The organism is Flavobacterium kayseriense, from assembly GCF_014305095.1.
GTDB lineage: Bacteria > Bacteroidota > Bacteroidia > Flavobacteriales > Flavobacteriaceae > Flavobacterium > Flavobacterium kayseriense.
In genome coordinates this window covers 104710-129099 of sequence record NZ_JACRUI010000006.1, presented here as the reverse complement: position 1 = coordinate 129099, position 24390 = coordinate 104710, and the positions used below count along the sequence as shown (strand labels likewise).

General features: G+C 33.1%; 22 protein-coding genes. 18 read left to right on the top strand and 4 right to left on the bottom strand.

Annotation, left to right across the window (positions count from 1 at the left end):
* Positions 1 to 90: 90 nt before the first annotated feature.
* On the bottom strand, positions 91 to 3282 hold the full coding sequence (gene ccsA / locus H8R22_RS15200; RefSeq protein ID WP_187011254.1) for a cytochrome c biogenesis protein CcsA: 3192 nt from the start codon (positions 3280 to 3282) through the stop codon (positions 91 to 93).
* A gap of 361 nt (positions 3283 to 3643) precedes the next feature.
* Here ccsA and H8R22_RS15195 point away from each other — a divergent pair, with 361 nt between their 5' ends.
* The 14 genes from H8R22_RS15195 to H8R22_RS15130 all read left to right on the top strand — a co-directional run bounded on the left by H8R22_RS15195 (position 3644) and on the right by H8R22_RS15130 (position 17704).
* Positions 3644 to 4297 (top strand): FEKKY domain-containing protein, encoded by a 654-nt coding sequence (locus H8R22_RS15195; protein ID WP_187011253.1) that lies wholly within the window; start codon positions 3644 to 3646, stop codon positions 4295 to 4297.
* A complete protein-coding gene (locus tag H8R22_RS15190; RefSeq protein WP_187011252.1) occupies positions 4284 to 4682 on the top strand; it encodes an NUDIX hydrolase in 399 nt (132 codons plus the stop codon). The genes H8R22_RS15195 and H8R22_RS15190 overlap by 14 nt, the downstream gene beginning before the upstream one ends.
* Positions 4683 to 4796: 114 nt before the next feature.
* A complete protein-coding gene (locus H8R22_RS15185) occupies positions 4797 to 5570 on the top strand; it encodes a Rossmann-like and DUF2520 domain-containing protein (protein WP_187011251.1) in 774 nt (257 codons plus the stop codon).
* The gene (locus H8R22_RS15180; protein WP_187011250.1) at positions 5554 to 6081 is read left to right on the top strand and encodes a KdsC family phosphatase; all 528 of its coding nucleotides are present in this window, start codon (positions 5554 to 5556) and stop codon (positions 6079 to 6081) included. Before H8R22_RS15185 ends, H8R22_RS15180 begins: the two co-directional genes overlap by 17 nt.
* A gap of 33 nt (positions 6082 to 6114) precedes the next feature.
* Positions 6115 to 7047, top strand: a complete 933-nt coding sequence (locus H8R22_RS15175; protein WP_187011249.1) for a geranylgeranylglycerol-phosphate geranylgeranyltransferase — start codon at positions 6115 to 6117, stop codon at positions 7045 to 7047.
* Positions 7034 to 7618: a Maf-like protein gene (locus H8R22_RS15170; protein WP_187011248.1), complete on the top strand. Its 585-nt coding sequence runs from the start codon at positions 7034 to 7036 to the stop codon at positions 7616 to 7618. Before H8R22_RS15175 ends, H8R22_RS15170 begins: the two co-directional genes overlap by 14 nt.
* A 12-nt stretch (positions 7619 to 7630) precedes the next feature.
* Complete coding sequence (locus tag H8R22_RS15165; protein WP_187011247.1) at positions 7631 to 8134, top strand: mechanosensitive ion channel domain-containing protein; 504 nt, start codon at positions 7631 to 7633, stop codon at positions 8132 to 8134.
* A 190-nt stretch (positions 8135 to 8324) separates the two neighbouring features.
* On the top strand, positions 8325 to 9488 hold the full coding sequence (locus H8R22_RS15160; protein ID WP_187011246.1) for an AI-2E family transporter: 1164 nt from the start codon (positions 8325 to 8327) through the stop codon (positions 9486 to 9488).
* Positions 9489 to 9596: 108 nt separating this feature from the next.
* Positions 9597 to 11402 carry a BamA/TamA family outer membrane protein gene (locus H8R22_RS15155; RefSeq protein WP_225876037.1) on the top strand — a complete coding sequence of 602 codons (1806 nt, stop codon included), beginning with the start codon at positions 9597 to 9599 and terminating at the stop codon, positions 11400 to 11402.
* Positions 11403 to 11559: 157 nt separating this feature from the next.
* Positions 11560 to 11862 carry a hypothetical protein gene (locus H8R22_RS15150; protein ID WP_187011245.1) on the top strand — a complete coding sequence of 101 codons (303 nt, stop codon included), beginning with the start codon at positions 11560 to 11562 and terminating at the stop codon, positions 11860 to 11862.
* Between the two features lie 169 nt (positions 11863 to 12031).
* Complete coding sequence (locus tag H8R22_RS15145) at positions 12032 to 12493, top strand: hypothetical protein (RefSeq protein WP_187011244.1); 462 nt, start codon at positions 12032 to 12034, stop codon at positions 12491 to 12493.
* A 147-nt stretch (positions 12494 to 12640) separates the two neighbouring features.
* Positions 12641 to 13177: a hypothetical protein gene (locus H8R22_RS15140; RefSeq protein ID WP_187011243.1), complete on the top strand. Its 537-nt coding sequence runs from the start codon at positions 12641 to 12643 to the stop codon at positions 13175 to 13177.
* Positions 13178 to 13327: 150 nt separating this feature from the next.
* A complete protein-coding gene (locus H8R22_RS15135) occupies positions 13328 to 15847 on the top strand; it encodes a PIG-L family deacetylase (RefSeq protein ID WP_187011242.1) in 2520 nt (839 codons plus the stop codon).
* Between the two features lie 132 nt (positions 15848 to 15979).
* Positions 15980 to 17704, top strand: a complete 1725-nt coding sequence (locus H8R22_RS15130) for a sodium:solute symporter (RefSeq protein WP_187011241.1) — start codon at positions 15980 to 15982, stop codon at positions 17702 to 17704.
* 62 nt (positions 17705 to 17766) lie between these two features.
* Here the strand turns inward: H8R22_RS15130 and H8R22_RS15125 are convergent, their stop codons facing one another.
* The gene (locus H8R22_RS15125; protein WP_187011240.1) at positions 17767 to 20034 is read right to left on the bottom strand and encodes a M1 family metallopeptidase; all 2268 of its coding nucleotides are present in this window, start codon (positions 20032 to 20034) and stop codon (positions 17767 to 17769) included.
* 184 nt (positions 20035 to 20218) lie between these two features.
* Here H8R22_RS15125 and H8R22_RS15120 point away from each other — a divergent pair, with 184 nt between their 5' ends.
* Together H8R22_RS15120 and H8R22_RS15115 are read left to right on the top strand one after the other, a co-directional pair.
* Positions 20219 to 21073 carry an aldose 1-epimerase family protein gene (locus H8R22_RS15120; RefSeq protein WP_187011239.1) on the top strand — a complete coding sequence of 285 codons (855 nt, stop codon included), beginning with the start codon at positions 20219 to 20221 and terminating at the stop codon, positions 21071 to 21073.
* An 11-nt stretch (positions 21074 to 21084) separates the two neighbouring features.
* Positions 21085 to 21633: a GNAT family N-acetyltransferase gene (locus H8R22_RS15115; protein ID WP_187011238.1), complete on the top strand. Its 549-nt coding sequence runs from the start codon at positions 21085 to 21087 to the stop codon at positions 21631 to 21633.
* A 71-nt stretch (positions 21634 to 21704) separates the two neighbouring features.
* On the opposite strand, the gene H8R22_RS15110 is transcribed toward H8R22_RS15115, so the two are convergent.
* Positions 21705 to 21935 (bottom strand): VF530 family protein, encoded by a 231-nt coding sequence (locus H8R22_RS15110; RefSeq protein ID WP_187011237.1) that lies wholly within the window; start codon positions 21933 to 21935, stop codon positions 21705 to 21707.
* A 69-nt stretch (positions 21936 to 22004) separates the two neighbouring features.
* Here H8R22_RS15110 and smpB point away from each other — a divergent pair, with 69 nt between their 5' ends.
* Positions 22005 to 22463: an SsrA-binding protein SmpB gene (smpB, locus tag H8R22_RS15105; RefSeq protein ID WP_187011236.1), complete on the top strand. Its 459-nt coding sequence runs from the start codon at positions 22005 to 22007 to the stop codon at positions 22461 to 22463.
* Positions 22464 to 22549: 86 nt separating this feature from the next.
* Positions 22550 to 23599 (top strand): Fic family protein, encoded by a 1050-nt coding sequence (locus H8R22_RS15100; RefSeq protein WP_187011235.1) that lies wholly within the window; start codon positions 22550 to 22552, stop codon positions 23597 to 23599.
* Between the two features lie 27 nt (positions 23600 to 23626).
* On the opposite strand, the gene H8R22_RS15095 is transcribed toward H8R22_RS15100, so the two are convergent.
* The gene (locus tag H8R22_RS15095; RefSeq protein ID WP_187011234.1) at positions 23627 to 24268 is read right to left on the bottom strand and encodes a protein-L-isoaspartate(D-aspartate) O-methyltransferase; all 642 of its coding nucleotides are present in this window, start codon (positions 24266 to 24268) and stop codon (positions 23627 to 23629) included.
* Positions 24269 to 24390 lie beyond the last annotated feature (122 nt).

Sequence of the window (24390 nt, the reverse complement as noted above, 5' to 3'; positions counted from 1 at the left end):
AAAATCCCTCACTAAGAATTAATTAAAGTGGTACCAGAACAAAAAAAGCCCAATCTTGCGATTGGGCTTAGTATTTATTAGAATACCTATTTACTTTTTGTAATACTTTTTATATTTTGGGTAAGCAAGAGCTCCTATAACTGATATAGTTCCTAGTGAATACCAAATCCAACTCAACGAATGTGCTTCCCCGCTTGCATATGAATGTAAACCAACTAGGTGGAAGTTAACTCCGTAATATGTAAATAAGATAGAAACAAAAGCAAACATACTCATTAAGTTAAATATCCATTTACCTCTTAATGCAGGTACAAAACGGGCGTGAATTACAAAGGCATATACCATTATACTTATCAATGCCCATGTTTCTTTAGGATCCCACCCCCAGTAGCGTCCCCAACTTTCATTGGCCCACTGACCTCCTAAAAAGTTTCCTATGGTCAGCAATATCAAACCAATAGTTAAAGCCATTTCATTGATGTAAGTTATCTCTTGGATATTTAAATCCATTTTTTTCTTGTTCTTATCATTTGTAAAAAAGATCAATAACAAGGCAACAAAACCTAAAATCATTCCAAGAGCAAATGGTCCATAACTAGCTACAATAACTGCTACGTGAATCATTAACCAATACGAATTAAGTACAGGTTGTAAATTTGCAATTTCTGGATCAATCCAATTCATGTACGCAGCTGCTAAGATCATTGATGTAACAAATGCTGCTGATGCTACGGTTAATTTCGATTTAACATCAAAAGCCAAACCAAAAAACATCGTTGCCCAAGCCACATAAACTATTGCTTCATAAGCATTACTCCATGGTGCATGACCTGATATGTACCAACGGGCAATTAACGTTATTGTATGCATTACAAATAATAATGCGATCACAACATGCATACCGTTAACTAGCCTTCTTATTAGCTTACTATCTTTAAAAATTTCAATCACAGTGAAAAGCAGCATCAATATGGCCGCAAATAGATAAGCATAAGGCAGTTTTTGTAAAATATCATATTTATTATATACTATTTCAGCTGTAATTTTATCGTCACTAGGGCGTACTTTGCTTCCAAATTTCTTTTGAAAACCATTCAAACTCTCCACTAAATCATTAGCATTAGAATAATCATCAGACTGCGATGCATTATTCAATGAACCATAATACAGCGGCAAAACACTTTTGGTGTAGGTCGAATCCATTCCTTTAAGTCCAGCTTCATTCAATTCTAAGGAAGATACCCATTTATTATTTGGATCATTTGGAATTGGGAAAATCTTCAAAATTCGGCCACTCAAGGCTGATTCCATTAAATTTACCTTTTTATCTGTCTCAATAAAGTCCTTCTCAAACTGATTTGGATTTGCGGCCTTGTAAGCAGCATCTAAATAAGGAGATAATTTGTAATTTCCTTTGTCATCAAAAAAAGCAATAAAAGGGGCATTCTCTGCTTTTACATCAACTCCTATTAATTTTCGGATACTATCATTACCGCTTCTTAAGTAAATTATCGGAATCTCAATCCAGAATTGCGCGTATTGGGACATCGATAGGAAAACCTGATCTGAATTCATCCCTTTATATTTATTGGAATGACTTACCTTTCTCAACAATTCTGATGAAAAAGTATTGATAGGTTTCATTCTTCCTCCAGCATCTTGAATAATCAAACGGCCAAATTTAGCCGCATGCTCCTCCTTTACCTTAAATTTATTAAGTAGTGAGTCTAGTTGCTTTTCAGTTGGCGCTACACGTGTATGTGTAGAACTTTCGGTGTGATCCTCATGATTTCCGTTTGCGTCATGTTCATGATTGTGTGCTTGCGAGAATCCACTCATACTTACGAGCAACACTAAAATGGTCAGTAATTTTGATTTTTTTTGCTTTACCACTTCTAATTTTCTTTTCAAATCCGTAAACCTCGCATCCTTGGTGAACATAATAGCCATCATAGCAAAGAATAACATAAAATAACCTGCATAGGTAATCGCTGTACCCCAAAAATCATGATTAACTGATAGCACAGTACCTTTTTCATCTGGATCAAATGAGGATTGAAAAAATCGATACCCTTTATGATCTAAAACATTGTTCATATATATACGTGCATCAAAAGTTTCTTCAGGATCTTGAACGGTAACTTTACTTTCAAAAGAAGAATAACTCTTCTCAGTACCAGGGTATTTTTCAGCTATAAAGTCGTTTAATTTTACTTTAAACGGCAACACATAGGCCTTACTTCCGTAAAAAACAGAATATTCTATGTTTCCTATTTTTACTGTTTTAGGCACACCAATGGATCCTTTAGATCCTAAAACTGTTATATCTTTTTCTTGTCCATCTGCCCTAACAGTCAAAACAAGTGCGTCTTGATGCACTTTCGCTTTGTAATCATTATTCGATTCATAGTCAATTACTCCTTTAACTGCAGGATCTGGAAAAACAAAACGTTTCTCACCTATACTATACAACGAACGCATCATTAAAGGTTGAACGATATCTTTTTGAACAGCACCTTCAAGCTTATCAGCCATACGCATAAAATTCCCTTCAAAAGGAGTTTGTATCGTGCTCTTATCTCCGTCTATCGTGATATTGATTGCTCCCTCTGTGTATTTATTTAATGCAAAGAGTACATTGTGAATATTTTGAACTTCCCCTTCCTTCAAGAAATGTTCCTCACGACCTCCATCACCAGCCTCTACTAATTTAAAATACAAAACTCCTGTAGGATCAGGCTTAACAATCTCTTTAGCTCCCATGATAAAATTCTTGAATTCTACTTCAAATGGAGTATCGGCAAATTTATCGCTAATTCTAAAGTTGTTGTTTGCAACCGGAGACAATAACAATGGTTTTTCAAAAGCCCTGCGTTTCATTTCTCCCTTGTATTCACCATCAACAAAAAGCGTTAAAAATGTTTTATCTGAATAAAACTGATTCTCGGCAGCTCCTTCACGTATAGGCATCATACCTTCATAACTAATGTATCGTGTAACAAAAGCACCTGATATAATAAAAATCCATGATAAATGGAGCAGTAAAGTTGCCCACTTTTCTTTCTTCATTAGTTGATATCGCTTAATATTTCCGATGAAGTTAATAACAAATACAACCATAATTGCTTCAAACCACCATGCATTGTAAATCATTATTCTGGCAGTGTCCGTATTGTATTTACTCTCTATGAATGTACCAACGCCCATTGCAATTGCAAAAGCTAGAAAAAGAACAGCCATGAGGCGCGTAGAAAATAAAAAGGACAGTATTTTTTTATCCATTTGTAAGGAATTAAAATTTTTAAAAGTGACACAAAAGTACTTAAAAATGTTGACTATAATTGCGCCACAATTGTTAATTTAAACCAAAAATAAGCCTTCAAAACAGTTTGAATTTCTGTTTTTTTGGGCATGTCCTTGTTTAGTAAAAAAAAGCGAGACAAGGTCGGGTGATCTGCTATATTCCTTCATGTAAAATTAAGACTCAAACCTTGTATAATCGTACAAAAGATGGCGCTCCTTTCTTCATGTAAAATTTCCACCTATTCCCATTCTTTATGTAAATAAGTATTAATTCCTTACAAACTATTATTATAAAAACTATATTAGCAACACCTAAGAAAAAAATTTAATTGACCAGAACATGAAAAAATTAGCACTTTTATTCCTGCTTGCATTACCTTTTACCTTTTGTAAAGCTTCTGACAAAAAAATAATTGCAACAATAGTTTTTGAAAACGCAACTGGAAAAACCTTTAAGTCTGGCGAGTTTTATAGTTACGGCACAAACCAAAAAATTCAAATTAGCACTTTGGATAGTTTTAAAATCGCACTGCCCGAAAAAGGAAAATACCAATTCTCTTTTTATACTAGCGATTTTGAAACTTATACTTTTTATCCTGCCTTTATCAATGAGAATAAAAACACGATTACTATAAAATTAGTGGAGAAAGTGGTGTTAAAAGAGCTATCGCCAATTTCAATTGGGTTTTCAAAACCATTAAGCATAGACAGAAACTTAACCGAAAAACAAATTGAACAATTAATAATCTCTGGACAAGCACATTTTATTATGCACGGGCTCAATAATGAGATTCCTGATGAATATATTGTTTTTCAAAAAAAATATGGTGTGTTCTTAAAGAAAGAAAATTGTATACTCGACCCTTTAACTTTTAAAGCAACAACCCAAAATAACCAAATTATCGCCAACTACTTAACCCAAAAATATGGTGATGCTTGGTTACTCGATTTAGCAACGAAACCTTTTGGTATAAAACAAAATGAAGCAAATTGATAAAATAGCTTGGATCGAAATTCAAGACAAAAAAATACTATCCACACGTACCTTCGGAAAAGACAAGTACTATATCCCTGGAGGTAAACGAGAATTAAATGAAACAGATGCACAAGCGCTTGTTAGAGAAATCAAGGAAGAGCTAAGTGTAGATCTTGACCAAAATAACCTAGAATATATAGGAGTTTTTGAAGCGCATGCTCATGGCCACGATGCAAGTACAACAGTTAAAATGACCTGTTATAGTGCAAAATATTCGGGTACTTTGAAAGCAAACTCAGAAATAGAAGAAATGATTTGGCTCACATCTGCTGATAAAGATAAGATATCACCTGTCGATAAAATAATTTTTGATTTTTTGCACCAAAATGACCTACTCGATTAAATTCTGATTTCTTTCATAGAAGAACCATTTTAATCAAAATTAGTTTCTATACCAATTAATTTATGCTTTGTCACATTAGCCGTGCTACTCCGTTTTTTTTGTTAATTTTGCGACATGATTAAAGTAAGTATTATTGGCTCCGGAAATGTAGCACAGCACTTAATAAGCGCTTTTACTGCGATTCAAAAATCAAGTTCTAAAATAGAACTTGTACAAGCCTACTCTAGAAAAAAGGAGTCTCTAGTTCATCTGCTAGATAACAGTCAAATTATTACAGATATTCAAAATTTGAGCGAAGCCGACGTTTATATTGTTGCTGTTTCTGATGATGCTATTGCATCTGTTTCGCAACAATTAGCTTTTAAGAACCGATTAGTCGTGCATACTTCTGGAAGCGTTAGCGTTGCTGTTATTTCTGATGCCAACCGAAAAGGTGTTTTTTATCCGTTGCAAAGTTTTACAAAAAACAAAGAAGTCGATTTTTCTACTATTCCTATTTGTCTGGAAGCAGAAAACGCAACTGATTTTCAGCTCCTTGATACAGTAGCTAAATTAATTTCGACTAAAGTTTACGCTATCAATTCGCAACAGCGTCAAGCATTGCATGTCGCTGCCGTTTTTGTTAATAATTTTACGAATCATTTGTACCAAATAGGAAAAACAATTTGTGATGAAAACCAAATTCCGTTTACTATTTTACAACCTTTAATTACTGAGACAGCTCAAAAGATAGCAACTTTATCGCCAGCACAATCGCAAACAGGACCTGCAATTCGCAAGGATGAGAAAACGATTGCCGCACACGAAGCTTTCCTTACTGATGAAAATCAAATAGCGATATATAAAATTCTAACACAATCAATACAAAATAATGGCAAAGAGTTATAAAGAATTAATGAACGAAATCACCACTTTTATTTTTGATGTGGATGGGGTACTTACCGATGGTTCCGTTTTTATCAATAATGAAGGAGAGATGCACAGAACCATGAATATCAAAGATGGTTATGCTATGAAAGCAGCAGTAGATAACGGCTATAATGTTTGTATTATTTCAGGCGGTAGTAATGAAGGCGTTCGGGTTCGTTTGCGAAATCTTGGAATCACAAATATTCATCTAGGGTCACCTGATAAGGTAGCCACTTTTAACGAATACACGGATGTTTACGGTATAAATCCAGAACAAGTACTGTACATGGGTGACGATATACCAGATTATCACGTGATGAAGCTAGTAGGATTACCTACTTGTCCACAAGACGCATGCCCTGAAATAAAAGGCATTTCAAAATACATTTCTCATAAAAATGGCGGTAAAGGTGCTGTTCGTGATGTTGTAGAACAAGTCATGAAGGTGCAAGGAAAATGGATGGAGTCTTTTAATGGAAAATTAGACTAATTTATTTTTTTACCTTTTAATTCTTTGCTCCCTATGAAATTTCTAAATCTAATTAGGTACAAGAACCTATTGATGCTTGCATTTATGCAGCTTATATTCCGAATTGACTTTGTTGAATTACAACATATCCCTTTAGCTCTAAATAATTGGCAATATGCATTACTTGTTTTAAGCACTGTTTTAATTGCAGCTGCAGGATACGTTATCAATGATATTTTTGATCAAGAAACGGATGCTATTAATAGACCCAAAAAAGTAATCGTGGGTAAAAGTATTAGCGAGAACAGCGCCTACTCAATCTATGTTGGACTAAATATTACGGGAGTTTGTATTGGTTTTTATCTTTCTAATGTGATTATGAAACCTAGTTTTGCAACCGTATTTATTTTGATCGCTGCTACGTTATATATTTATGCTACAAGTCTAAAACAAATGCCTATTATTGGAAACATAATAGTTGCACTAGTATTATCGTTAAGTGTCATTATCATAGGTGTTTTTGATATCTATCCTGCTACTTTTAAGGAAAACCAAGGGCTGATGGCAAATTTATTTGCGATCCTTCTCGATTATGCCATCTTTGCATTCATGATCAACTTACTGCGAGAAATGATTAAAGATTTAGAAGACGTTAAAGGAGATGGCATTACAAAAATGAGAACTTTACCAATAATTATTGGTATTGATAAAACTTCTAAAATTATCTTCGTTTTAAGTTTTATACCAATAATTGCATTACTTGTCTATGTCAATAATTACTTTGTTGGTAATGGTTTATATGTAGCTACCGGTTATGCTTTTATATTCGTTCTAGCACCTTTGCTTTATTTTACAACAAAGATGGCTTCAGCTAAAACGAAGGAAGATTTTCATACCTTAAGTTCACTTTTAAAATGGATTTTGTTCTTCGGAATTTTGTCCATAATCATAATTACTTTTAATATAAACTACAATGTTACGCGATAAATTAAAACACTATAAATTAATCTTAGCTTCCGGTTCGCCGAGAAGACAACAATTCTTTAAAGATTTAGACTTAGATTTTGAAATTCGTCTTAAAGAAGTTGAAGAGGTCTATCCTACCGAACTAAAGCGAGAGGAAATTACTAATTATTTAGCTCTTCTAAAATCAGATGCATTTAAAGAGTCATTACAAGAAAACGAAATAGTAATCACTAGTGATACAATAGTTTGGCATAATAATAAAGCCCTAGGCAAACCTAAAGATAGAGAAGATGCCGTTGCTATTTTACAGTCATTATCGAATGCAACTCATGAGGTAGTTACCTCCGTTTGTTTTAAAAGCAAGTACAAAACGGACGTCCTATTTGGGGTAACGGCAGTAACTTTTCATACTTTAAGCGACGAAGCGATTCATTATTATGTAGATAAATACCAACCTTTTGATAAGGCTGGAGCTTATGGTATCCAGGAATGGATTGGATTTATAGGTGTAGCTAAAATAGAAGGCTCTTACCCTAATGTTATGGGCTTACCCGTTGATAAAGTGTACGAATATTTAAGTAACTTAGCCTAAAAACCATCACAAATGACCTTTATTACCGATTTTACGAAAGAATTAATCGCATCAGGTATCTTACTAGTTTTGCTTATTGCAGTGCGTATTATTACCACTAAGCTGGTAAAACGTTTTGCTGTAGCAACTACTAGGTTAGAACACCGTACTAATTTGGTCATAAAGTATCTTCATTTATTAGCAAACATACTTGCATTGATAGCCTTTATTATTATTTGGGGAGTACAACCTAAGGACATAATTATTGCTATTTCGTCAATAACTACTGTTGTTGGAGTAGCGATGTTTGCGCAGTGGTCAATCCTAAGCAATATTACTTCAGGTGTTATTTTGTTTTTTTCTTTTCCGTTTAAAATAGGAGACACTATTAAAATTCATGATAAAGATTTTCCAATAGTAGCTGAAATAGAGGACATAAGAGCCTTTCATGTGTCACTCATTACTGAAGAAGGAGAGATGATCGTTTACCCTAATAATCTGCTTTTTCAGAAAGGAATTTCTATTATTAAGCAATAAGGTAATTGATTGCTGGATTAAACAATAAAAAAAAATAATGGTACGATGCAATACATTATTTTATCATTTAAAATGATAATAGTGTAATATATAAAAACGATCTCGTAACGTTTTGCATATTAAAAAAGTTCATTTTTGCTTCTAGAATAATTAACCAAAGCATTAAATTGCTACTTTAAACCAAAATCTTATGAGTAACGCAATTAGGTATCCATTTTATGTTAGATTAAGCTGTATTTTAGTCAGTTTAATTGGTATAACGTACATATTTTCGGTAGGACAATCTATATTAACCCCTCTCCTGCTCTCCTTTTTGTTTGCTGTATTGTTACTACCAATCGATCATTTTATAAATTCGAAATTACGTTTTCCCCACACCTTATCTGTTGCCATAACAGTATTAATCTTTATTTGTTTTATTGTTTCCATACTAGCTGTGTTATCCTACCAAATAAGCGATATTGCAAGTGATTTTGATAAAATCAACAAAAATGCTAACATTTTCATCACGGATGTTCAAAAACATATTAGAACAAATTTTAATATCAGTTTATGGGAACAGCGTAAATACATGAATGATGTTGCTGAAGATTCTGTAAAAAAAGGAAAAGAAACTATTGGTACCACTTTATCATCTGTATCTGATACTTTAATAGATTTAACTTTAATTCCTATATACACTTTCTTAATTTTACTATACCGAACTCATTTTATCACTTTTTTAGTAAAACTTTTTAGAAAAGAATACCATTCCAAATTAAGAGAGATCTTAGGTCAAATCAAAGTATCAGTACAAAGTTATATTTCAGGATTGTTATTAGAAATGATATTTGTTTCTATTTTAACGGGGGCTGGTCTATACTTTATCGGAATCAAATATTTTATTTTACTAGGTATTCTCACGGGTATATTAAATCTGATACCGTATATCGGAATTTTAATCGCTGGGGTATTAACAGTTATAGCATCGCTTACAGGCACACCAGATGCTTCGATAATTATTGGTATCGTTGTAGTTAATGCAATCGTACAACTAATTGATAACAACATTTTAGTTCCTTTAATAATCAGTTCGAAAGTTCAAATAAATGCCTTAGTATCAATAGTGGGTATCATTATAGGAGGAGCACTTGCAGGAATTGCAGGAATGTTTCTGGCAATACCGATACTAGCTATTCTTAAAATAATATTTGACAGGACCGAAAATTTAGAAGCTTGGGGTTATTTAATGGGGAATGATGTCCCTAAAACGTTTATTTGGAAAATTAGATCAAAGCAAATTACAAAAAAAGAAAAGATTGCTATAATTAGTGAGGATGAAGCCTCTACTTCTAATGAACCACCTACAAATTAATTTGTAACTGAATTATTTTAATAACTTGCTGTTTTAGAATTATTTCAATTATCTACATAACAAAACTTTGAGATATAAATAATCATCGTTTTTTAAATTTCAGCAGAAATGAAAATTCTCGTTTTTCTGGCTCTTTTTGCAATGCAACTATCTTTTTCTCAAGTAAATAAAACTGAAAAAGATACTAGTTCTATGTATAACAACATTCAGAAATATTCAAAAAAACGTAAATACACAAAGTTCTTACATGGTCTAATTTTTCGCTCTTCACAAACGAGCAAAAGCGAAAAAATAATTGCTCCCAAAGTACATTTAAATGCTGAGGGGAAAATTATCAGAAAAATACAAATTATAACTCTTGATCCTTTTGGATATTCAGATACAGATAGCACTGCTCTGCCTAAAAATTGGGGAGAACGCACTGGAAATTTCATTCACCTTAAAACCAAAAAATTTGCTATTAGAAACTTTTTGCTTTTTAAAGAAAACAGTGTTTACGATGAGTTTAAGATCACAGAAACAGAGCGTATTATCAGAGCACAAAACTTTGTGAATAGAGTGACAATTACAGAAGAGCTAATCTCACCAAAATCTGATTCAGTAGATGTATACGTACGTGTGCTAGACACTTGGAGTTCAATTCCTAAGTTTTCGATCTCAAGTAGCAGAATAGGAATTGGTTTTAGAGATCGAAATTTTTTTGGCTCTGGAAATCAGTTAGATTACAAGTTCACAAATCGTTTTTCTGACGGAAAAAACGCAAATGATATCGCCTATGTCATCCCTAATATTAAAAATACCTTTATAAAAACTACTTTTCAATACGCCATAGATCTTGATAATTACTACAGTAAAAGCATTGCAATTGAGCGTCCTTTTTATTCCCCTTTAACTAAAACTGCAGGTGGAATTACCATAGGTCAATTTTTTAGGAGGGACTCATTACAAAATCCTATAAAAGAGTACAAGTGGCAAAATTTTAAATTTAGCACGCACGACTTATGGCTTGCCAAAGCTTTTAATGTAATAAAAGGGAACTATGAGGGCGCCAATACGACTAATCTAATTATCTCTGGTCGCTATTTAAACATTCAGTACAACGAAAGTCCTATTGAAGAATTGGATCCTATCAATTTTTATTCCTCTGAAAAGTTATTTCTCACTGGTATTGGTTTAAATAGTAGGGAGTTTGTTCAAGACCGTTACATATTTAGAAATGGAATTATAGAAGATGTACCTATTGGAAGTGTATACGGAATTACGGCAGGATATCAGTATAAAAATGATCTTTGGAGACCTTACATAGGTTCTCAATTTTCCTTTGGAACCTTCCATAAATGGGGCTTTTTAAGTTCTAATTTTGAAATAGGAACTTTTTTTAGAGACGGTAAAACGGAGCAAACGACCTTTTCGTTCCAGGCAAATTACTTTACTAATATTATTCATATTGGGAATTGGAAAATTCGACAATTTATCAAACCACAAGTAGTAATAGGAATTAATCGACAAAATTCTATTGGAGACAAGCTTAGTATAAACGGAGAATACGGTATACAAGGGTTCAACAGTGCGCTTTTTGGATCCAATAAAATGATATTAACTTTTCAAACACAGTCGTATGCTCCAAAAGACATCGCTGGTTTTAGGTTAAATCCTTATCTAAATTATTCTTTTGCCTTGATTAATACTAATGATAATAATATCAAATCAAACAAAGCCTTTTCTAGAATTGGAATTGGGGTATTGATCAGTAATGATTATTTAGTGTTTAGTTCCTTTCAATTATCCCTTTCCTACTATCCTACAATCCCTTTTGTGGGCGACAATTTAATTAGAACAAATGCATTTCAAACAGTTGATTTTGGTTTTCAAACATTTGAACTAGCTAAACCAAAGATTGTTCAATATAAATAAGTGAATGGCTACAATTAATTAACAACCTACTTTAAAAATTATCGATTAATTTACAAATATGAGAATATTACAATTTTTCAATAAAATTTTACAATTCAAAACCGTAAATAGTAAGTATCTTTATAAAAATAACCGTTTAAATTAAAACCAATAACAAATGAAAAAATTAAACTTCTTTTTAATGATAATGTTAATGTCATTATGCGTATTCCCAACAACGATGTTGGCAAATGAAAAAAACCCTGCGGCTAAAGAAGTTCCTGCTGCAGTACAACTTAAATTAGATCGTCTAGAGGAAATCAAAGAAATGGACAAATCTGATATGAGTCGTGCTGAAAAAAAAGAACTTCGAAAAGAGGTTAAAGAAATCAAAACTGATTTGAAATCAACAGGTAATGGAGTATATTTATCTGTTGGCGCAATTATTATTATTGTTCTTTTATTGATACTGTTACTATAATATCAGTACAGCTTAATTGTAAAAAAGGGAAAGATTATAAGTTATAATCTTTCCCTTTTTATTTGATGCAAACCCTACTGCAATTCAAATTTAATTCCATTGGCATAGTTGTTGAAAACACTAAAATGTAGCGAGCGTATAAATTCACAAAACATAATATCAAGAAAATATGAAAAATTTAAAATCAATACTTATTGCCCTGCTTTTTCTAATAGCAGGACAATCTCAAGCACAAGTTGCAGTAAATGTAAATATAGGCACACCACCTGCTTGGGGACCTGTAGGCTACTCCAATGTTGATTATTATTATTTACCTGACGTCGAGGCCTACTACGATATTAGAGCATCGCAATTTATTTATTTTGGGAATGGTAAATGGAATAGAAACAAATATTTACCTGGTTCTTACAGAAACTACGATCTTTATAATGGCTACAAAGTTGTTTTAAATGACTATCACGGTAAAAGTCCCTATACTTATTTTAAAACACATAAGGTAAAATATTATAAAGGGTACAAAGGAAAGCCTCAAAAAACAATTGGTACCAAGAATTTTAAACACAGTGGTAAAAGTTATAAGAAAAACAGTAAGGATAATAAGGGCAAAAGCGGTCATTCTAAAAATAAGTAATTATACTAAAAAAAAAAAAAAAACGCTCGGACGTTTCTTTTTTTTTTTGCGCCAGTTAAGCACTATCTAAATCAGCACTATCATGTTTTGGCACAGTAATTGGAAATCTGTAAAAAGAAGAAAAGATAATTTAAAAAAATAAAAGTCATGAAAACTTTAAAACTATTAGCTTTTGGAATAGTACTTTTAATCGCTAACACAACTACTGCACAGCTTTCCGTTAATGTAAATATAGGAGCGCAACCTTCATGGGGACCTGTAGGTTATACAAATATAGATTACTATTATTTACCTGATGTACAAGCATATTATGATATCAGGGCATCCCAATTTATTTATTTTGGAAATAACAGATGGGTACGATCTAGGTACTTACCAAGACAATACCGAAACTATGACTTGTACAGTGGTTATAAAGTGGTATTGAACAATTACCATGGACGAACACCTTACAATAATTTCAAAAATCACAGAAGAGATTATAGAGTTGGGTACAGAGGACATTACCAAAGAAATATTGGAAGCAGACAGGTACAGCAACGTTACACTCAAAGGCCTAACTACTCGCGCAGTAATAGATACAATGACAACCGAAGGTATGCTGATAATAAAAGGTATTCGAAAAAACAAGATAAAAAAGGTCACGATAACCGACATGGAAACAAAGGTCGGAATAGAGATTAATTCCATACAATAATGTAAAAAAGGGAACTCAGAAATGTTGTTCTCTTTTTTGTTTAATAGTACTTGAACTTTTGTTAAATTATTATTTATTAGATTTATAAAAATTTTTAATTACTACTTTTGAAGCTACCGCAATTTAATTCTAATATAATGTTGAAAAATAAAATTTCGTTTTTTTTACTATTCGTTTTCGCATCGCAGCTACTCTTGGCTCAAAAACCAGAAAAACCAAACGCTGTTGAAATTTATAATCAAATTCAAAAACTTAATTTTTTAGGAACTGTCCTGTACATCGCTGCTCATCCAGATGATGAAAACACCAGACTTATTTCCTATTTAGCTAATAAAAATAAAGCAAGGACAGGCTATTTGTCCTTAACTAGAGGAGATGGTGGACAAAATTTGATTGGACCGCAGCTAAGAGAACTTCTTGGAGTGATAAGAACGCAAGAATTAATTGAAGCTAGAAAAATTGATGGAGGCGAGCAATTTTTTTCCCGAGCCAATGATTTTGGATTTTCTAAAAATCCAAATGAGACTTTAGAAATTTGGGATAAACAAAAAGTACTATCTGATGTAGTGTGGGCTATCCGCAAATTTCAACCAGATGTAATCATCAATCGTTTTGATCATCGTTCCCCAGGAACAACACACGGACACCATACCGCTTCGGCAATTTTAAGTGTTGAGAGTTTTAACTTAGCCAACAACGCTACCGCTTTTCCTGAACAATTAAAATACCTACAACCGTGGCAGCCCAAACGTCAATTTTTCAATACTTCGTGGTGGTTCTATGGAACTCAAGAAAAATTTGATGCAGCCGACAAAATTAGATTAACAACTATTAAAACTGGAACATACTATGCTAACCTTGGAAAATCAAACCAAGAAATTGCTGCATTAAGTCGCTCAAGTCATCAATCACAAGGGTTTGGTAGTACAGGAAGCCGCGGTGAAGATGTTGATTATCTTGAATTATTGAATGGTGATTCCCTAAAAGATAAAGAAAATATATTTGAAGGTATCGATACAAGTTGGAACAGAGTTGCTGGAGGAAAAGCTATTGGAGAACTAATTACGCAAATAGCAGCAAAATATAACTTCGCTGACCCATCAGCTAGTATTCCAGATTTGGCAAAAGCCTACACAATGATACAAGCTTTAAAAGAAGAACATTGGAAAAACATCAAAACCTCCGATATTAAAAAAATCATATCATCTTGCGCAGGTTTGTATCTTGAGGCAGCTTCGACTACTCAAGAAGCAAGTCCTGGAAGTAGCATCCGTATAAAACTTGAAGCAATTAACCGCTCTACAGTTCCAATGAAGCTAGTTAACATTACTACATTGCCTAATCAAAAAACAACGATATTCAATAAAACACTACAAAACAATGCCTTAGAGAATATAAATTTAGATATTCAAATTCCTGATAACAGTTCTTACACACAACCTTATTGGCTAAAAGATAAGGGAACTGTGGGTATGTATGTGGTAAATGATCAACAAAATATTGGAATTCCGGATATCATTAGAGATATAAAAGTGCAATTTACTCTTGATATTAACGGGGTTGAGATTCCTTTTGAACGAACTGTTATCTACAAATACAACGATAATGTAAAAGGAGAAATGTACAACTTTCTGGATATTGTCCCAGAAGTAACAACCGGAATCATTAATAAAGTTGTCTTTTTTAATGCAAACAATAGCAAAGCTATACGAGTGAAAGTAAAAGCGGGTAAAGATAAGGTTGCAGGAGATTTAAAATTAGACCTACCACCAAATTGGATTGTTACTCCTGCATCAATTGGTTTTTCTTTTGAAAAGAAAGATATGGAGCAAATTGTTTCCTTTGAAGTTACACCTCCAAAAACTAATGCTGAAGTAACTGCCAAAGCAATTGCTACTGTTAATAACAACAACCTTGACAAAGAACAAATTATAATTGATTACCCACACATCACCAAACAACAAATTTTAAAATCTGCAGAAGCAAAATTTATAAAATTAGACCTAAAAATTATTGATCAAAAAATAGGTTACATCATGGGTGCTGGTGACGAAGTGCCAGAAAGCTTGGTGCAAATGGGTTACCAAGTAACTATACTTACTCCAGAGGATATTACAGCGGAAAAAATTAAACCTTTAGATGTAATTATTACGGGTATCAGAGCTTACAATGTGCTTCCTAATTTACAAGCAAAACAACAAATCCTTTTTGATTTCATAAAAGAAGGCAAAACAATGATTGTTCAATACAATACTCCAGAAGGAGCTAGCACAGCTAATATAGCACCTTATCCACTAACTATTTCTCGCGATCGCGTAACAGAAGAAAATGCTGAAGTTCGCTTTTTAGCACCAAATCACCCTATATTGAACTATCCGAATAAAATAACAGCTAAAGATTTTGAAGGTTGGACTCAAGAGCAAGGTTTATATTACCCAAATACATTCGACAGCGCCTTTACCCCAATTATATCCTCTAATGACAAAGGAGAAAGCCCTAAAAACGGAGCTCTTTTAGTAGCTCCATACGGTAAAGGATTTTACATTTACACAGGCCTAAGTCTATTTAGAGAACTACCCGAAGGCGTATCTGGTGCGTATCGATTACTATCTAATATGATATCAATACAAAAAAGCGCTACGAACCTAAATAAATAAACAAAGACATAAAATAGTATTATGGAAATTAAAAAAACTAAAATTTGGAAAAAGAACTACACCTTAGTTCTAGTGGCAAATGCCATTTATATATTGGTCTTTTGTTTAATTATGAAACTATACTCCTAACCTATGCAACTATTTGATTGGATTGTACTTATTGTTACCTTATTATTTATTGTAGGTTACGGCTCTTGGAAAACGAAAGGAAGCAAAAATGTAGAAGATTTTATATTAGGAAATAACGAAACGCCATGGTACACCGTTGGTTTATCTGTCATGGCTACGCAAGCCAGTGCGATTACTTTTTTATCTACTCCCGGACAGGCCTATCATGATGGAATGGGCTTTATTCAGTTCTATTTTGGTCTCCCAATAGCCATGATTGTTATTTGTTTGACTTTTATTCCTATTTACCATAAATATAAAGTTTATACTGCTTATGAATACTTGGAGAAAAGATTTGATCTAAAAACAAGGTCACTTGCTGCGATACTTTTCTTGTTTCAGCGAGGTTTAGGAACTGGACTTACAATATATGCACCAGCAATTATTCTATCTGCAATTTTAGGTTGGAATCTTACCTATATGAATATCGTGATTGGTGTTTTGGTTATATTTTATACCTTCTCTGGTGGAACTAAAGCTGTAAACGTAACTCAAAAGCAGCAAATGTTCGTGATTATGTCAGGAATGCTAATTACGTTTTTTCTAATTCTACATTACTTACCTAATGACATGACGTTCAGTAACGCACTTCATATTGCTGGGGCTAATGATAAAATGAACATCGTTAATTTTTCTACAGATCCAGAAGAAAAATATACATTCTGGAGCGGTATTACCGGTGGTTTCTTTTTAGCTTTAGCATACTTTGGTACAGATCAATCGCAAGTAGGACGTTACTTATCTGGAAAATCAGTACGAGAAAGCCAAATGGGTTTGATCATGAATGGTTTGTTAAAAGTGCCTATGCAATTCTTTATTTTGCTAACTGGTGTTATGGTTTTTGTTTTTTTTCAATTTAATCCTGTTCCCTTAAATTTTAATCCTAACAATAAAGTTACTATTGAGAAATCAGCTTATAAAGACGAGTATAATACTTTAGAGAAAAAGCTAGACGCTTTATCCGAGGACAAAAAAGTAATTAATCTTCTATATATCGACCAACTTAATCAAGATTATGACAACCCGATTTTACGAAAGGAGCTAGTCGCATTATCCACAAAAGAAAAAGATTTACGCGATCGAGCTAAAGAAATTATTTTAAAAGCAGATAGCGGCAGTGAGACAAATGACAAAGATTATGTTTTCTTTCACTTTATTTTAAATTACCTCCCTAAAGGATTAATTGGTTTATTATTGGCCGTTATCATGTCGGCAGCAATGTCATCTACAGCGTCGGGATTAAATGCTTTAGCTTCGACTACAGCGATAGACATCTATAAACGAAATTTGAAGGTTGAAAAATCAGACAAACACTATCTCAATGCTACTAAGTTTTTTACTTTATTTTGGGGTGTCGTAGCAATCTTATTTGCATGTATAGGTACCCTCTTTGAAAACCTGATCCAATTAGTTAATATCATTGGTTCTATATTTTACGGTACAGTACTAGGAATTTTCCTTGTTGGTTTCTATGTAAAATACGTGAAAGCTAAGGCCATTTTTTACAGTGCACTGGTGAGTCAAATGACAATTTTTATCATCTATTATTATGCGATCTACATTTATCCTAGTGGTGAAGAAAAACTAGGTTATTTATGGCTCAATTTTATTGGAGCTACCTTAACTATCATTTTATCATCCTTACTTCAATGGACTATATTTAGAACTAAAAAGGAATCAATACTATAAATTATAGGCATAAAAAAAACCAGCTTTACAGCTGGTTTTTTTATTTCTTAATGAGATCTTAACTATTTTTCTTTAGTAAAAAGTATCTTTTGACCATCACTAATAATCATTTCAAATCCTGATTTATCATTATTAAATTGAAATTTAAGTCCTGCTCTTTTGGATTCGAATAAATCTTTTCCGATTGGCTCTAAGCTGAATGTTGGATAATTAGTAATCTCAGCATTTAAAGTACTATTCTTTTCTGAAAAAGTGATTTTCATTGGTGCCTTCGCTGTACTAAATACACCTAAATAACCATCTAATATTAGATCTTTTTCAAGAGTACTAGTAGCAGCCGACCAAACATTATTTGCTTCATTGCTATCAGGGAATGCACGATCTGGATCAAGAGTAATACTTTCTATTTCCTCTGTTGAATTGTGCTTGAAAGTCCATGAAGTGTTTCTCTGCCAGATTTCAACCGGTAATTTCACTCTTTCAACTCCGCCGCTTTTTAATTTAATATCTAAAACCACTGGCATCGGCATTTTTTCAAAATTCTCTACAGTAATAACCACACCTTGTTTTGGATCATTCTTTACATATTTGATTGAATTGATTCCTTGGTCAAAACGCCAGTTGTATTCAAACCAACCTCTCCAAAACCAACTTAAATCTTCTCCTGCAACATTTTCCATCGTTCTAAAGAAATCATCAGGTGTAGGGTGCTTGTATGCCCAACGTTCAACATAAGTGCGGAATGCTAAATCAAAGCGCTCTGCTCCTAAGACTTGTTCACGCAAAATAATCAATCCTGCACTTGGTTTAGAATAACATAACAAACCAATATTAGCCTCCTTCATATTATCAGGAGAACTCATTATTGTCTCTAGCTTAGGATTTGTGTACACTTCGGCCATTCTATGTAAATCAGATGGACCTTCCTTGAACTCTCCGTTATTAAAATCCTTTGAACTTAGGGAGTTGATAAAAGTATTAAACCCTTCGTCCATCCATGCAAATAAACGTTCGTTAGAACCTACAATCATTGGGAACCAATTGTGACCAAATTCATGATCTGTAACTCCCCACAAAGATTCTCCTTTAGCTTCCCATCCACAAAAAACGATTCCTGGATACTCCATACCACCTTCATTACCTGCTACATTTGTTGCTGCAGGATAAGAGTACTCTAACCATCGTTTTGAATAGTTTTCGATAGAATATTTAGTATATTCTGTCGAACGTCCCCAAGCATCATTTCCGTCGCTCTCCACTGGATAAGCAGACAATGCCAATGATTTTTTTCCGCTAGGTAGGTTAATTTTGGCACCATCTAATATAAATGCAGCTGAAGACGCCCACGATAAATCTCTTGCATTTTTTAATTTATAATGCCAAGTTTTTGTAGCTGTAGTAGCTATATTCGCTTTGGCTGCAACCTCTGCCGCAGTACGAATAAGAACCGTTTTATCACTTAATTTAGCTTGTGCTAATCTTGTTTGCTCAGCAGCTGAATATACAGCTGTAGGATTTACCAACTCTCCTGAAGAAACTACTATATGGTTTGCTGGTGCTGTAATATTTACATCAAAATCTCCATATTCCAAATAAAATTCCGAAGCCCCTAAATATGGGTTAGTATTCCATCCGCGTACATCATCATACACACACATACGAGGGTACCACTGAGCAATTGTAAATATTTTTCCATTTTTCGTATCCAAAACACCTGTTCTATCTGAACCTTCTTTTGGAGAGATATAAGAGAAGTCAATTTTTATTTTCACTGATCCACCTTTAGCTTTTAAAACCTCGGGTAAAAAAACTTGCATTCTAGTATCAGATATTACGTATTTGGCGTCACTTTCTGTTACTTTTCCTTTATTCGATGAGAAAATTTTAACCGACTTAATTTTGTGACCTCCGTCAAAAATCTCTCCTCTCGCTCCATTACGACTTCCTGTCATAGGTACAACAGCGTTACCGCGAGAATCGTCTCTGAAAAGATTTTGGTCGACATTCATCCAAACAAACTTCATTTGATCCGGACTATTATTAGTGTAAGTAATAATATCTGTACCAACAATTTCATTGTTAACCTCATTCAATTTTGCTGTTAAAACATAATCAGCTCTATTTTGCCAATATTCAGCACCTGGCTGGCCACTAGCAGATCGAGTTGATGTTCCATTTTTAGAGTAGAAAAATGGAGCAAAAGCATCGTGATAATTGTAATTAGAAATTGGTGTAACCACAGAACTAGCAGGTGTTTGCTGCGCCCACAGGGAAGTAACACCCAATAATAAAGCCATTTGATAAATAGCCTTGAAGCGAAATTTTTTCATAAGTAGAAATGTTTATAAAGCAAATTAACAAAAATTATGCAGCACTAAATTAAATTTTATAAAAGAAGTACAACTAGCTATAAGTTGCTAGAACAATTAGAAAGTTACAAGAAACAGCAATTGATTTACAAAATTAAAAAATATCTTTACCTTATTTAATCAACAAAACTTAAAAACATTCTTTTTGAAAACAACAATAAGCAGCGGTAATTTTAGCGCCTCTATAAATCATTTAGGAGCAGAACTTTTTTCATTAAAAAACACCAAGACCCGTTTAGAATATATCTGGGAAGGAGACACTGCGTTCTGGCCAAAACACTCTCCAATATTATTTCCAATTGTAGGTACTCTAAAAAACAATAGTTACCAGCATAAGGGTTTGAATTATAACTTACCTAGACATGGTTTTGCAAGGGACACTACTTTTGAAGTTCTACACAAAATAGAAAATAGTGTTACTTTCTCGCTTCAATCTTCAATAGAAACTTTAGCGATTTATCCCTTTCAATTCGAGTTACAAATTCAGTACGTACTAAACGCTTCGGAATTAACTTTTAAGTATATCGTCATTAATAAGGAGAATTCGAACTTACCTTTCAGTATTGGAGCTCATCCAGCAGTTGCACTCCCAGGAAATTTTGAGGATTATTCTTTAGCATTTGAAAGAGAAGAAGTACTGACATACAACCTTCTTGAAAATAATTTAATTGTTGACAAAACTTCTATTTTAGTTTCGCAAGACAAAAGTGTTCCGTTAAACTATGAACTATTTAAAAACGATGCCCTAATATTTAAACAACTAGAATCGAAATCTATCACGATTTTAAAAAACAAGCATCCATATGTTAAGATAAAATTCCCTCATTTTCCTCATCTAGGTATCTGGACGAAAATAAATGCCCCTTTCCTATGCATTGAACCTTGGTATGGCTACTCTGATACAGAAAATAGCACAGGGAATCTTTTTGAGAAAGAAGGTATTCAACTGCTGGAACCAAATGCACAGTTTGAAGCTACCTTTTCAATAGAAATACTATAATTCAATTAAAAATGATCAATATAAATTTTAAACTATTTCCTATTCTTGAAACAGAGCGATTAGTTCTTAGACGAGTGGTTTCTACTGACGTAAACGAAATGTTTGTACTACGCTCTGACACCGAAATAATGAAATACATTCCAAGACCACTTGTTACAAATTTACAGGAAGCACTTGATCACATTGCCTCTATAGATTCGAAAATAGAATCATCAGAAGGAATCAACTGGGGAATTACACTTAAAGGAAACAACACTTTAATTGGTGTTGCTGGTTTTTATAAAATAAATGCAGAAAATTATAGAGCTGAAATTGGTTATATTTTGCATCCTACCTATAGTGGCTTAGGATTAGTCTCAGAAGCTGTTAAAAAATTAATCGAATTTGGCTTCAAAACAATGAATTTACATTCGATTGAGGCTGTAATAGCTCCAGAAAATTATGCTTCCGCAAAAGTATTAGAGAAAAATGCCTTTGTACAAGAAGGACTTTTTAAAGAAAATCAATACTTTGAAGGTCGCTTTTTAGACTCGGCTGTATATTCGTTGTTAAGAAAGTAGTAAAAGTCAATTATTTTCTAATTATCAAAAAAGAATTTTTATCCTAATTAGAAATAAAGAACGCACAAAAACTAGTCTTGAAATTTGGTAATTGAATCAACATATAATTCTTCTACCTTTTTTCTAGCCCAATCGGTTTTGCGCAAAAAAGTGAGACTCGATTTCACACTAGGGTTATCATTAAAACATTTTATGCTTATTAATTCGCCTAGGGTATCAAAACCATAATGAGCTACTAATCGTTCTAAAATAAATTTAAGAGTAAGTCCATGCAATGGATCTTTTGAAGCTTGATTTTCCATGGCACAAATTTAAATCAATTTTACAAAAAATAGTGATGATTTATTCATTTGTTCCTACATTTGTATCCTATGCTTAAAACAATCAACATATTAAATAAAAGAGCTCGATTTGATTATGAAATAATCGAGAAATTTACTGCTGGAATAGTATTAGCAGGTACTGAGATCAAATCAATCCGTCTAGGAAAAGCAAATATTACAGAAAGCTTTTGTGAATTTAGCAATAATGAACTTTTTGCCATTAATACCTATATAGAGGAATATGCTTTCGGTAATCAATTCAATCACAAAGCACGCAGCGAACGAAAGTTACTTTTAAATAAACGAGAATTAAAAAGCCTGGCTCGCAGTGTACAAGCCAAAGGGTTAACAATTGTTCCTTTAAAATTATTTACTAATGAAAAAGGAATGGCCAAATTAGAAATTGGTCTATGCCGTGGTAAAAAGACGTATGACAAACGGGAATCTTTAAAAGAGCAAGACACTAAACGAGATATAGACAGAATCAAAAAGGTGTACAACAACTAACATAACAAAGTGCTTTATCTCCTAAAGTACTTTTTTTTCACACCAACTGATGACTAAAATTGTCAAGACGTACTAAAGCATCACTAATGAAGACCTTACTTAAAAATGGCCGGGAACAAAAAGGGCTCAAAACTCGAGAGTTAGCGCAGTTAATGGGAATTGATCAAGCCTTAGTTAGTAAATTTGAAAATGGATCGCGTAAACCTACCAAAGAACAGGTAATTAAATTAGCAGCTATTTTAGAAATAGATTACGAAACAATAATGATTACGTGGCTAAAAGAAAAAATCATTCATGAATTAGGTGATGAAAAATTAGCTCTAGAAGCTCTAATTGAAGCACAAGAGGAAATTAAGAAACTTAGAAACAACTCTTTAAACAGCATATCAAAGCCATTACAAAAACTTTTAGATGAAATCGACTTACTCAAAGCAAAACTTGATACATTTCGTCAATTTGAATCTAATAAAGTCATACAGCTACTCGATTTAGAATTCACTTTTGATAATAATCGTCTGGAAGGCAATACCTTAACTTTTCAAGAAACTGATCTTGTTATCAATAAAGGATTGACTATTGCCGGTAAAACTATGAAAGAGCATTTAGAGGTTATTAACCACGTTGAAGCTATTACTTATGTTAGATCATTGGTAGAAATAAACAGTGCTTTGACAGAAAAAGAGTTACTTTCAATTCATCACCTTTTAGCAAGAGGAATCCAATTAGATGATGTAGGAAAGTATAGAAATACGGAAATTAAAATGGAAACAAATGCCACTTCAGTATGTCATCCTGATCAACTTATAAAGGAAATGGACACCTTTTTTAATTGGTATGACAGTCATAAAAACACAATTCATCCCGTCATTTTAGCAGCGGAAACACATTTAAAGTTGTATCGAATTCAACCGTTTGGCACTAGTAATGGTAAGACTGCGCGCTTAGTACAAAGCTTTATTTTACTGCAGCATGGCTACGTAAACGTAAATAGTAAAGGAGATAACCAAAATGAAACTATCTATGAAAAACTGTTATTTCAAGCAATAAGCACTGATAATAAAGAAGCATTTATATCCTTTATTGCTCAAACAGAGAAAGAATGTTTAGAGCGTTATATTGGTCTAATAGCGCAATAAAAAAATATTCTGATCAATGGTAATGTTTTAATTTTTATCTTCAAGTAAAGGAACAAATCGAAATTCACCTAGTTCATGTTTCTCAAATTGTGTTTCATTCTTGCGAATAAGTAAGGTCATAATTTGAACATCCTCACCCAACGGAATAACGAGCCTACCTCCTATTTTTAATTGCGCCATCAAAGGCTTCGGAATTAAAGGTGCACCCGCAGTAACTATAATACTATCAAATGGCGCATAGGTTGGTAAACCTTTGTATCCATCACCAAAAGTGAGATGCTTAGGTCGGATTCCTAATTTGGGTAATAAAGTTGAAGTTTGTTTAAATAATTCATTCTGCCTTTCGACACTATATACCTTCGCTCCCATTAAGCATAAAACAGCGGTTTGATAACCAGAACCCGTGCCAATTTCTAAAACTTTATCATCTTTTTTAATTTGTAAAAGCTCAGATTGAAAAGCAACAGTATAAGGCTGCGATATAGTTTGCCCCGCTCCTATAGGAAAAGCTTTATCTTGGTAGGCATAATCCTCAAAGCTAGAATTCAAAAACAGATGTCTAGGTATCTTTTTTATTGCCGCTAGCACATTTACATCAGTGATTCCCTTCTGCTGTAAAACACTTACTAATTGATTTCTAAGGCCTTGATGTTTGGATGTGTCTTTCAAAATTAAAATTTTATTTTTTGTAAAATTAGAAGTTAAAATGGCAATAAACAAGTTGCAAAATTCAAATGAACATATTAGCATATTAAAATGGATTTTGGGATTCTAAAAAACAGAAATTTAAT

Bases quoted from the DNA above. Each gene is read 5' to 3' on its own strand.
- ccsA (WP_187011254.1), bottom strand. From the start codon at position 3,282: ATGGATAAAAAAATACTGTCCTTTTTATTTTCTACGCGCCTCATGGCT.
- H8R22_RS15195 (WP_187011253.1), top strand. From the start codon at position 3,644: ATGAAAAAATTAGCACTTTTATTCCTGCTTGCATTACCTTTTACCTTT.
- H8R22_RS15190 (WP_187011252.1), top strand. From the start codon at position 4,284: ATGAAGCAAATTGATAAAATAGCTTGGATCGAAATTCAAGACAAAAAA.
- H8R22_RS15185 (WP_187011251.1), top strand. From the start codon at position 4,797: ATGATTAAAGTAAGTATTATTGGCTCCGGAAATGTAGCACAGCACTTA.
- H8R22_RS15180 (WP_187011250.1), top strand. From the start codon at position 5,554: ATGGCAAAGAGTTATAAAGAATTAATGAACGAAATCACCACTTTTATT.
- H8R22_RS15175 (WP_187011249.1), top strand. From the start codon at position 6,115: ATGAAATTTCTAAATCTAATTAGGTACAAGAACCTATTGATGCTTGCA.
- H8R22_RS15170 (WP_187011248.1), top strand. From the start codon at position 7,034: ATGTTACGCGATAAATTAAAACACTATAAATTAATCTTAGCTTCCGGT.
- H8R22_RS15165 (WP_187011247.1), top strand. From the start codon at position 7,631: ATGACCTTTATTACCGATTTTACGAAAGAATTAATCGCATCAGGTATC.
- H8R22_RS15160 (WP_187011246.1), top strand. From the start codon at position 8,325: ATGAGTAACGCAATTAGGTATCCATTTTATGTTAGATTAAGCTGTATT.
- H8R22_RS15155 (WP_225876037.1), top strand. From the start codon at position 9,597: ATGAAAATTCTCGTTTTTCTGGCTCTTTTTGCAATGCAACTATCTTTT.
- H8R22_RS15150 (WP_187011245.1), top strand. From the start codon at position 11,560: ATGAAAAAATTAAACTTCTTTTTAATGATAATGTTAATGTCATTATGC.
- H8R22_RS15145 (WP_187011244.1), top strand. From the start codon at position 12,032: ATGAAAAATTTAAAATCAATACTTATTGCCCTGCTTTTTCTAATAGCA.
- H8R22_RS15140 (WP_187011243.1), top strand. From the start codon at position 12,641: ATGAAAACTTTAAAACTATTAGCTTTTGGAATAGTACTTTTAATCGCT.
- H8R22_RS15135 (WP_187011242.1), top strand. From the start codon at position 13,328: ATGTTGAAAAATAAAATTTCGTTTTTTTTACTATTCGTTTTCGCATCG.
- H8R22_RS15130 (WP_187011241.1), top strand. From the start codon at position 15,980: ATGCAACTATTTGATTGGATTGTACTTATTGTTACCTTATTATTTATT.
- H8R22_RS15125 (WP_187011240.1), bottom strand. From the start codon at position 20,034: ATGAAAAAATTTCGCTTCAAGGCTATTTATCAAATGGCTTTATTATTG.
- H8R22_RS15115 (WP_187011238.1), top strand. From the start codon at position 21,085: ATGATCAATATAAATTTTAAACTATTTCCTATTCTTGAAACAGAGCGA.
- H8R22_RS15110 (WP_187011237.1), bottom strand. From the start codon at position 21,935: ATGGAAAATCAAGCTTCAAAAGATCCATTGCATGGACTTACTCTTAAA.
- smpB (WP_187011236.1), top strand. From the start codon at position 22,005: ATGCTTAAAACAATCAACATATTAAATAAAAGAGCTCGATTTGATTAT.
- H8R22_RS15100 (WP_187011235.1), top strand. From the start codon at position 22,550: ATGAAGACCTTACTTAAAAATGGCCGGGAACAAAAAGGGCTCAAAACT.